Here is a 9,654-nt window from a genome sequence, read left to right on the forward strand (position 1 = left end):
ATGCCATCTAACCAACAACAAACTGCTAAGATCGTTATGGGTAGCCTTTTCACCCTTGTGGTGATCTTAGGCCTTTTGTCGTTTATTGCCCCCCCTTCGCTGTTTCCTGATCCTGCAAATGGTTTCCTGGTTATGCGCTCGATGGAAATGGGCGGGCAATTCAATATGATGGTAACACCCGATCAGGCTGATTTTTCAAAAAATACTTCTGAGTTTCTCACCTGGTGGTCACCGGGTCAATACCTTGTGCCTTATGCTTTTAAGGTGATATTTGGACTAAACAGCGGTCAGGCATCGGCATTAACTGTGTTAATATGCCAACTATTGGGCTTATCCGGGTTTTATTATTTCTTCAAAAAGGTTGGCTTTACGCCTTTCATTGTTGCGTTGAGCATGCTATTTATTGCCTGCCAGCAGTTTTTTGTAGTGCCTTACGTGTTCTACAATGGCGGCGAAATATTGTCCTTTGCTTTTACAGGTTGGTTTCTTTATGGCTGTGTATCCTTCAATAAACCTTCGTGGCAACTAATACTTTTCATCTTACTTTCAGGCTTGATTGGCTTCTTCTGCAAATCGTCTACCATGTGGGTATTTGCGGCAGGTTTGTTATTCATCTGGATCAGGTTATCTTCTTCAAAAGCTGTAGGCGATTGGATAAAAAATGGCATCTGGATAGCTATACCGGCGATAATAGCTTTAGGTGTTATTTATATATCGTTTCTATCAAAAGGCCAAAACCCGACTTCCGCATCAGCTGGGCTGAAATTAACATTAAAAACATTTACCTTCCCTCTAGCTTCACCCCTATTATCAGGCTTTTCTATCGATGATATTTGCCACGGGTTGATTTATCACACCGGTAAAGTAATATTTAATGACTGGCAAGCAATAATCATATTAATACTGCTGGCGATACTGAGTTTATGGCTGGTCAGAAGTATTCTCCGAAAAGTGCAAGATCAGAACTACCGCTTGCTGGTAATCATTTTTTATTCGATTGCATTCCTATTCTTTAGCTATGTATACCTGATGCAGAAGACCATTTCTTATGAGGGCAGGCATTTCAGGGTGATTGGTCTACTGGTAATACCCGGTGCCATTTATTTATTTAGCCAGGTTAAAAGATCTTACCGGCATCTTTTGTGTATCGTATGGACGGGAATTGCTTTTACCAGCATATTTTACCTGGTGAAAGGCTATCTGTATAACAAAAATAAAAGTGCTCATGGCATCTCAGGTATTGCCCAGCAAAATATCGATCAAACCGCTTTAAACAAAGTGATGGCCATCGATCAGCAAGTTCACAATGCCACGTTCGTATTCGTTAATAAAGAGCTTGGGCTCGAAATCAAAAATAACCGCGTTCTTGGCCTGGAACCAATTGGCAACGATCTGAAAATTGATTTTGATGACTATGAGCATGACGGTCATTCAGGCCCACTCTATATTATCCTGCCTGATAATTACGCCGGACCAAAAGAGAAATTCATACTAAAAAGCTTTCCTGATTACAAACACTGGTATGGTGAGAAGCTAAGCGACAAGTATGTTTTGTATAAAGCACCATAACTACGGGTGTTTTTTAAATAACCGGTATTGGCCCATCTGATGGGTCTTCCTTCTTCCCTTTCTTTTTCCTCAACATTTTCTCTTCCTCGCCATTTAGCATTTCTGTGAAGCTTGGCCCATCGGGGTGTCCTTTTGCCTCTGTTACCGGATTCTTACTGGCTTTTTTAATCGGTTTGACTTTAGTTTTCATATTTAATTAACAATGATTTTAAAGTCATTGTTTCATAATGAAAATCCGAAATCGTAATTCCGACTTCCGAAATCATTTATTGATCTCTTTCCAAAGCAGATCTTTCAGCTCATCCAATCCTTTCTGAGCTACTGAAGATATAAACACCGACGGAATACCTTTTGGCAATTCCTTTTTCATCTCCGCCTGCAACTCAGCATCCAGCATATCCGACTTGGTAACCGCAAGCACACGGGGTTTGTCTATCAGTTCCGGATTGTATTCTTTTAATTCTCTCAACAGAATATCATATTCTTCTTTGATACTCCTGCTGGTGTCTGCAGGTACCATAAACAGTAATACCGAGTTACGTTCAATATGGCGTAAAAACCGGAAACCTAATCCTTTACCCTGCGACGCTCCTTCGATAATTCCGGGAATATCCGCCATTACAAAGGATTTATTATTGCGGTAAGCCACAATGCCCAGGTTGGGTACCAGGGTGGTAAATGCATAATCAGCAATCTCAGGTTTTGCCGCCGAAACTACAGATAACAAGGTTGATTTACCGGCATTTGGAAATCCAACTAAACCTACATCGGCTAATAGTTTTAATTCTAGTATATTCCAGTCCTCGCGACCAGGCTCGCCGGGTTGTGCAAAGCGCGGGGTTTGCTGTGTGGCCGATTTAAAATGCCAGTTACCCAACCCACCACGACCGCCGGGTGTTAATATCTTGGTTTCACCATCTTGTGTGATCTCAAAAATCGTCTCACCAGTTTCTGCATCTTTGGCGATGGTACCCAGCGGCACTTCCAATATCTCATCCTGGCCGGTCTTGCCTGTTTTCAAAGCTGAACTTCCCGGCTCACCATTTCCTGCGATAACGTGTTTACGGAATTTAAGGTGCAGCAGCGTCCATAACTGGGCGTTGCCTTTTACAATCACGTGTCCACCCCTGCCGCCATCACCGCCATCTGGGCCGCCTTTTGCTGTCAGTTTATCGCGATGCAAATGTGCAGAGCCAGCCCCGCCATGCCCCGAACGGCAGCATATCTTCACATAATCGACAAAATTTGAACCTTGAGACACGTTTGATTTCGGATTTTAGATTACGATTTCGGATTTATTTTTCCGAAACGAATTTTTATTAAACAAAAATATCCGGGGGTAGTTTCCCGGATACATAGCTTTACAGATTTATTATCTTAATATTTTTCAGTCACCTCGCTGATAGCGGCAAATATCTCGTCGATAGAGCCAATACCATTGATGCTGTTAAATTTATCCTGGCCTTTATAAAAGTCAGCTACCGGCGCCGTTTTATCATTGTATTCTTTAATGCGCTTACGAATAACTTCCGGGTTGGCATCGTCTGGACGTCCTGAATCTTTGCCACGCAACAATAAGCGATGCTCCAATTCATTATCATTAACTTCCAAAGCTACCATAGCTGTAATAGAAGAACCTTTACTTTGCAATAGTTCGTCCAATGCTGTGGCCTGGGCTACTGTACGTGGAAAACCATCAAAAATGAAGCCTTTAGCATCCTTATTAGCGTCCAGTTTATGGCTGATCATACCGATAACTACAGCATCGGGCACCAGTTTGCCATCATCCATCAGCTTTTTGGCTTCCAAACCCAGTTCAGTTCCTTCAGCAATTTCACCACGAAGTAAGTCGCCTGTTGAAAGGTGGATTAAACCGTATTTTTCGATAAGATTTTTTGATTGAGTACCCTTACCGGCCCCTGGAGGACCAAACAGAACTAAATTCAGCATATATAGTTGTTGGTTGAAATTAAAAAGGCCTTCCGGTACAGTACAGAAAGGCCCTAAAACTTTTTTGTGCACTTGAAGGGAGTCGAACCCCTAACCTTCCCGATTTGTAATCGGGATGCTCTATCCAATTGAGCTATTCGTGCTTATTTTATAGTGCACTTGAAGGGAGTCGAACCCCTAACCTTCTGATCCGTAGTCAGATGCTCTATCCAATTGAGCTACAAGTGCAACACTTTATATATTTCCGTCTAAACTTGCTTCCCGGTTAAGCAGGCGCTTTTTCAAACGGACTGCAAAAATAGGATTTCTTTTGAAACAGTGCTAATTTTTTTGAAATTACTTTACAGCTTCGGCGATTGCATTAAAATCGGGCAAGTCACCGGCCGATTCCAGTACTTCGGCATAGATCACTTTCTGATTTTCATCGGTCACAAAAGCGGCACGTTTTGATACGCCTTTCATTCCCAAAACAAACTCCTCGTACAAAGCGCCATAAGCAGCTGAAACTTCCTTGTTAAAGTCAGACAATAAAGGAAACTGATAGTTATTTTCTGCTTTGAACTTAGCCAGTGTAAAAGGTGAATCGACTGATATACCCAACACCTGTGCATTCAGTCCCTCATAGTAAGCAAAATTGTCACGCATGGTGCAAAGCTGCGTAGTGCAAACGCTTGTAAACGCCGCCGGGAAAAAGTGAAGCACTACTTTTTTCCCTTTGAAATCAGACAGTGATACTTCCTTTCTCTCTGATGATACCAATGTAAATTGTGGCGCCTGCTGTCCTGTTTGAATTGCCATAAATAGTTTTTTAAGCAAATAAATGATAATTATTTAAGATTTACTAAATTGAGGTGACTTAAGATCAATTGCCTTATCGAATGAAATCGATGTTTTACTTGCTTTTGTGCTTCCTAACTTTTTCTTCTTGTAAAACACCCAAGAAAAATAAAAAGCCTGATGATCATTTTATATTAAAAGGACTTTATCACGGCAAGCAAGCTGATACTTTATTTCTTACCTACCGGGATAGCACCGGAAATAAGGTAGAATATAACACAAGGTTAAATAAAGGTGCATTTATATTTAAAGGTCGTGTCAGTCCCCCCGGCGAAGCTATCCTAATGAGCAACATCAAAATAAAACCTGACAGGAACCCGAATTTTTCCAATGCCACTGAACTATTCTTAAGCCCTGGCAACATGACTATTGCTCTTGACGAAAACCATTTTGATCATGCTAAATTATACGGCTCGGCCATTCAGGATGAATGGGATAATTTACAGAAAGCATATGTACCTATAATTAAAGCAAAAGACTCGCTATATGAAAAAATGTTTGAGTTGGAAAGAGCCGGCAATACTCCCAAAAACCACATAGCACATGTAGCTATAGCTAAAGAATTAGATAAATACCAACTTGAATGGTATAAAATAGATTACCATTATATAAGCACCCACTCACAATCATTTTTAAGCGCATATTTATTGGAAAATTTTCTTGGTACCGATTTACCGACGGATTCGATAGAGATGTTCTACAATCCATTTTCCGAAGCGGTGAAAAAAAGTATATCCGGGAAAGCAATAGAAAAAGTTATCGCAAACCGAAGAGCTTCTGCGGTTGGCAGTACTATCATAATACCTTCAGGCATAAATACAGACAGCAGCAAGTTTAATCCGCAAGACTTTAAAATTGACAACTATCTTTTGCTTTATTTTTGGACAGATTATGCAAACGACAATGTTCGCTTAAAAACTATTTACAATAAGTATCATGATCGGGGATTAGATGTACTTGCAATATCGATGGAGCCATTCAAAAAAATGTGGCTTGATTCGGTCAAAAAAGAAAACATTTCAATGTGGCATAATATACTTTCATATCCCGTAGCCAACCTCGATACTTTCTACAATATCCAGCAAATGGCACCATCATTACTGTTATTGGTAAATAAAAACCATAAAATTATAGGTCGCTATCGAGGCTCTAGTTTACTATACAAGAGGGATTATGACGAAGGCGATTTAATCGATCTGGATAAAAAACTTGCTGACGTACTAAATAAAAAGTAAAACGAGATCATATAAACCTCCAAAAGCAAATAAATAAAAAAAGCTATTAAATAGTATGCATAATAGATTTTTAGCCCGGTTTTTGATAGTGTGATTACAATGGCCGATCTAAATCATCATCAACCTATAGCTATTGCTGTCATCTGTAAAAACCCGCATCCGGTTTGGCTCGAATTTTTATCGAAGTTTAAGGCATATGACACTTATGTCATCATCGATGATGATACAAATGATCTTTCTTCGTTACAATCTGATTATCCAAATGTTCATCTAATCCTTGTTAATGGGAAATCTTGTGAACTCGCAGGCTTTACTGACACCAATTCAGCGCACTTTAAAAAAGTAAACGGCTGGGATAAGGCGCTCTATTATTTTGCTGTGGAAAACACCTCTTATCAGCGGGTTTGGTTTTTTGAGGAGGATGTTTTCTTTTATAATGAGGATACTATAAAAAATATCGACAAAAAATTTCCTGCGAGCGATCTGCTTACTGCTCCGTATAAGATCAGCACCAGCACATCAAAAGACTGGTGGTGGTGGCCGATGATCAATATTCCTTTCGAACAACCCTGGTACAATGCTATGGTATGTGGAATAAGGGTTTCGGGGAATCTTTTGGATAAAATAAAGGCTTATGCGAGGGAAAACCGCCGGTTATTTTATCTCGAGGTACTATTTCCTACCCTCGCCATTAAAAACAACCTGGTTTACCATACTCCGAAACAATTAGAGCAGATATACTTCCGCTATGATTGGCGTTATTTGAGCAAATCAAATATCTTTCATCCTGTTAAAAATATCGAATCGCATCCTGAAATACGTACGACGCTAAGCAGAAATAACGCGATATACAGTTTGAAATTTCATCTCACCGATATTCGTACCCGCTGGACAGCCGCCGTTAAGGAGCGGATAAAATTAATGATACCTGAGAACTTGCTGAAAAAGAAAGAGGTTTACGAGGTACAGGATTCTTAGCCTGCAGCTATCTCTAACGTCCTCCAGATCAATTTATCCGGCGATAGGTACTCGTTATAATACCGGTTATTATTCTCCATTATTTCTGCTCTTTTTTGCTGATCGTTCAACAATAAAAGCGTTTGCTTCACGCATTGTTCTGCAGTGATAAATTCAAGATAATTCTTATCCTTTTCAAAATTTCCCGGCACTTCAAAATACAAAGGCTCTGATACGATTGCTTTTGAAAAAGCTACATATTCAGCCAGTTTCCAGCCTATGGAATTGAACAGGCCTGTGCTGGCAATGCATATCGGAAACTCTTTCAGGATATTGATATAAGCTTTCTTTTTCGACATGCGCGCATCAGTCAGTAAAAACTGCTTATAATTCCTGGCCGAGTATTCATCGTGTGAAAATCCACCATAAAAACGGTCGCCTAGTTTTTCTCGCAAAGTACCGATGATCAATGCACGGGTTTCATTCACTTCGTTACATGCCCGTTTCCAGTATTCCGCTACCTCTGGTGATGCTTTGTCGGGGAAACCATCAGGATCCCATGCACGGGTCATAAACAGCACCTTTGGCTCGCGCGACGGATCGGGAGTTGAATGCATATCTGCAACTGAGGGCTGATAGGTAAGATGTAAATTCCGCAGCAGGCTTTTGGCCATGTGCTTTGGCGATTTGGATACGTGTTTATTCAAAAAGAACCGGGCAATGTCCAGCTTATTTATTCCGCCAGGGTAAAGCTCATAATTGAGGCCAAGCGGATAAACTTTCTTTTTGTAAGCATCAGGAATTGCTTCAGAACGATAACTGCGCTTAAAATAAATATCCGCCGCGATCATCGCTTCCTCAGGAAAGTTCTCACCGTCGGTGGTATCATAGTAAACCGTTGTTTTATCATTAACCACCACAAACATTCCCTGCAAAGCATATGGGTCCTTATCCTTCAGCGGCGACTTGCCATCACGGGTATATGGCTGCAGATTGCAGGTTAGTTTGATCTTATTCTGCGCAGCCAGCATTGAAAAGCCGGTGCACAATTGAGATATATGTTCGGAAGTGCTGTGTATGTAGATGTCGTATTTAATCATATTTGCATACAAGGTTTAGCCCGCTGCAAAATACGATTTAATGTTAATGTGCAACTTCGGTTACGACAATATACAGCAGACTGCCCTGAATAACAAAGCAGTTAAATTTTGTTTTGTAAAAATGCGATTATAGGCCTGACGTTACCGCAAAACTACAGTAAACCTTGCCTGTCCATACGTATTCGTATCGGCTTTGATCACCTGGAAAGCATAGTTGCCTACCCGCATATCCAGCGAATCTTTCATATACTTATCCTTCAGCCAGAATTTAATACTTGCCGGGATCTGGTTGGCATAAGAGAGCCTTAAAATATAGATGCCGTCCGTCTTTGCACCTACTTTAAACCCAATCGGATGTTCCTGTAAATAAGGCAGTTTCTGAATAGCGCAGGTAACACCATCACTTGTTAAACTGCAGATGCTTGCCGCTCCAAAACCGGGAAAATATACCGCATCCTGGGAATTTAAATACATAGTGCTTGCCGTGTGATCAAAGATCAGCATTGTTTCGTCCAGTTGTGCAGAATCCTTTTGGATCATCACTTTGAACGCACTTCCGTCAGGCGCGGTATCTCTCTGAACCACAACTGGTTGTACCGGAATGGGCTTTTTTGGCACTATTGGCAGATTGTTTATCCCTTTGATGCATGATGCAAGCAGGATAATAAGAACGATTGTTGATAAAGCAGGTTTCATATAATCTTTATATTTTACTGATAATCAACCAAAAAACCATACCAAATCATATTCCCCATTCAATTTGTGTAGTGAATTGCCAAAACCAATACCTTAGCTCATATGAAAGCAATAGTAATCACCCAGCCCGGCGGACCTGAAGTTTTACAAATAGCAGAACGTCCTCAACCCTCAACAACTCCAAATGAGGTGCTTGTAAAAGTAGCCGCCGCAGGTGTTAACCGGCCCGATGTGTACCAGCGCAAAGGCAACTATCCGCCGCCGAAAGGAGCCCCTCAAGACATACCCGGACTGGAGATCGCAGGGACGATTACTACCGTTGGCAACCAGGTAACCCGCTGGAAAGTTGGCGATAAAATTTGCGCCTTAGTTACAGGCGGAGGGTATGCAGAATATTGTAATGTTCCCGAAGGGCAATGCCTGCCTGTACCCGGCAACCTGAGCTTTGTGGAAGCAGCATCGCTCCCCGAAACATTTTTTACAGTTTGGAGCAATGTGTTCGATCGTGGTAAACTACAACCAGGCGAAACTTTACTGGTTCATGGAGGTTCGAGCGGTATCGGCGTGACAGCAATTCAAATGGCAACAGCTTTAGGAAGTAAGGTTTTTGTAACTGCCGGATCGGATGACAAATGTAAATTTTGCGAGGAGCTTGGTGCAGTAAAAGGCATCAATTATAAAACCAAAGATTTTGCAGAAGCAATCGACAAATTGACCGATGGTAAAGGAGTAAATGTAATACTCGATATGATCGGCAGTGATTATACGCCGGGAAATATTTCGTCATTAGCGGAGGAAGGCCGGTTGGTTTTGATCAATGCGATGAAGGGTAAAGATGCTCAAGTAGATCTGGCACAAGTGATGAGGAAAAGACTGATCATTACCGGCTCAATGCTGAGGTCGAGAGAGACTGGATTTAAAAATGCCATAGCGCGCAGTCTTGAACAGCATATCTGGCCGTTGCTGGCATCCGGTAAAATAAAACCGGTTATCAATGCCGTATTTCCTGCCGGGGATGCTGCTAAAGCCCATGCGCTGATGGAAAGCAGTGAGCATGTGGGGAAGATTGTGCTGGTTTTTGAGTAGTTTGCAGCAGGCGATTTGCAGTTTGCAAATGAAGAAAAACTGCCAACCGCAAACCGAAAACTGCCAACTAAAAATATTTCTCCGGCACTATTTAAATATTTACCAAAAAACCTTAGCTTTGCGGCTCTAAAACAAAAGCATTTTATAGGGAACTATTTCATTTACAAAATCTTTTAAATTACCAGGTTATATATGCCAAACATTGGAAAAATATCACAGATCAT

At 41.1% G+C, this 9,654-nt stretch carries 10 protein-coding genes and 2 tRNA genes; 4 read left to right on the top strand and 8 right to left on the bottom strand.

Annotation, left to right across the window (positions count from 1 at the left end; translation table 11 throughout):
• The gene (locus VIM89_RS18145) at positions 1-1,569 is read left to right on the top strand and encodes a hypothetical protein (RefSeq protein ID WP_488157598.1); all 1,569 of its coding nucleotides are present in this window, start codon (positions 1-3) and stop codon (positions 1,567-1,569) included.
• A gap of 13 nt (positions 1,570-1,582) precedes the next feature.
• Here the strand turns inward: VIM89_RS18145 and VIM89_RS18150 are convergent, their stop codons facing one another.
• The 6 genes from VIM89_RS18150 to VIM89_RS18175 all read right to left on the bottom strand — a co-directional run bounded on the left by VIM89_RS18150 (position 1,583) and on the right by VIM89_RS18175 (position 4,317).
• On the bottom strand, positions 1,583-1,759 hold the full coding sequence (locus VIM89_RS18150; protein ID WP_488157599.1) for a hypothetical protein: 177 nt from the start codon (positions 1,757-1,759) through the stop codon (positions 1,583-1,585).
• A 72-nt stretch (positions 1,760-1,831) separates the two neighbouring features.
• On the bottom strand, positions 1,832-2,830 hold the full coding sequence (gene obgE, locus VIM89_RS18155) for a GTPase ObgE (protein WP_488157600.1): 999 nt from the start codon (positions 2,828-2,830) through the stop codon (positions 1,832-1,834).
• Between the two features lie 116 nt (positions 2,831-2,946).
• Positions 2,947-3,519 carry an adenylate kinase gene (locus tag VIM89_RS18160; RefSeq protein ID WP_488157601.1) on the bottom strand — a complete coding sequence of 191 codons (573 nt, stop codon included), beginning with the start codon at positions 3,517-3,519 and terminating at the stop codon, positions 2,947-2,949.
• 70 nt (positions 3,520-3,589) lie between these two features.
• Positions 3,590-3,654 (bottom strand) — tRNA-Cys (locus VIM89_RS18165).
• A 19-nt stretch (positions 3,655-3,673) separates the two neighbouring features.
• Positions 3,674-3,747 (bottom strand) — tRNA-Arg (locus VIM89_RS18170).
• A 108-nt stretch (positions 3,748-3,855) separates the two neighbouring features.
• Positions 3,856-4,317, bottom strand: coding sequence for a redoxin domain-containing protein (locus tag VIM89_RS18175; RefSeq protein ID WP_488157602.1), 462 nt, complete (start codon positions 4,315-4,317; stop codon positions 3,856-3,858).
• A gap of 80 nt (positions 4,318-4,397) precedes the next feature.
• Between VIM89_RS18175 and VIM89_RS18180 the strand changes: the two genes are divergently transcribed.
• Positions 4,398-5,591, top strand: a complete 1,194-nt coding sequence (locus VIM89_RS18180; RefSeq protein WP_488157603.1) for a DUF4369 domain-containing protein — start codon at positions 4,398-4,400, stop codon at positions 5,589-5,591.
• Positions 5,592-5,690: 99 nt separating this feature from the next.
• Positions 5,691-6,569: a hypothetical protein gene (locus tag VIM89_RS18185; RefSeq protein WP_488157604.1), complete on the top strand. Its 879-nt coding sequence runs from the start codon at positions 5,691-5,693 to the stop codon at positions 6,567-6,569.
• Here the strand turns inward: VIM89_RS18185 and VIM89_RS18190 are convergent.
• Positions 6,566-7,648: a hypothetical protein gene (locus VIM89_RS18190; protein WP_488157605.1), complete on the bottom strand. Its 1,083-nt coding sequence runs from the start codon at positions 7,646-7,648 to the stop codon at positions 6,566-6,568. The two genes, VIM89_RS18185 and VIM89_RS18190, sit on opposite strands and share 4 nt — an antisense overlap.
• A gap of 141 nt (positions 7,649-7,789) precedes the next feature.
• On the bottom strand, positions 7,790-8,344 hold the full coding sequence (locus tag VIM89_RS18195; RefSeq protein ID WP_488157606.1) for a hypothetical protein: 555 nt from the start codon (positions 8,342-8,344) through the stop codon (positions 7,790-7,792).
• 102 nt (positions 8,345-8,446) lie between these two features.
• Between VIM89_RS18195 and VIM89_RS18200 the strand changes: the two genes are divergently transcribed.
• Positions 8,447-9,430: an NAD(P)H-quinone oxidoreductase gene (locus VIM89_RS18200; RefSeq protein WP_488157607.1), complete on the top strand. Its 984-nt coding sequence runs from the start codon at positions 8,447-8,449 to the stop codon at positions 9,428-9,430.
• The last annotated feature ends 224 nt before the right edge of the window (positions 9,431-9,654 follow it).

Origin of the sequence: Mucilaginibacter sp. (assembly GCF_036568825.1) — a bacterium.
GTDB lineage: Bacteria > Bacteroidota > Bacteroidia > Sphingobacteriales > Sphingobacteriaceae > Mucilaginibacter.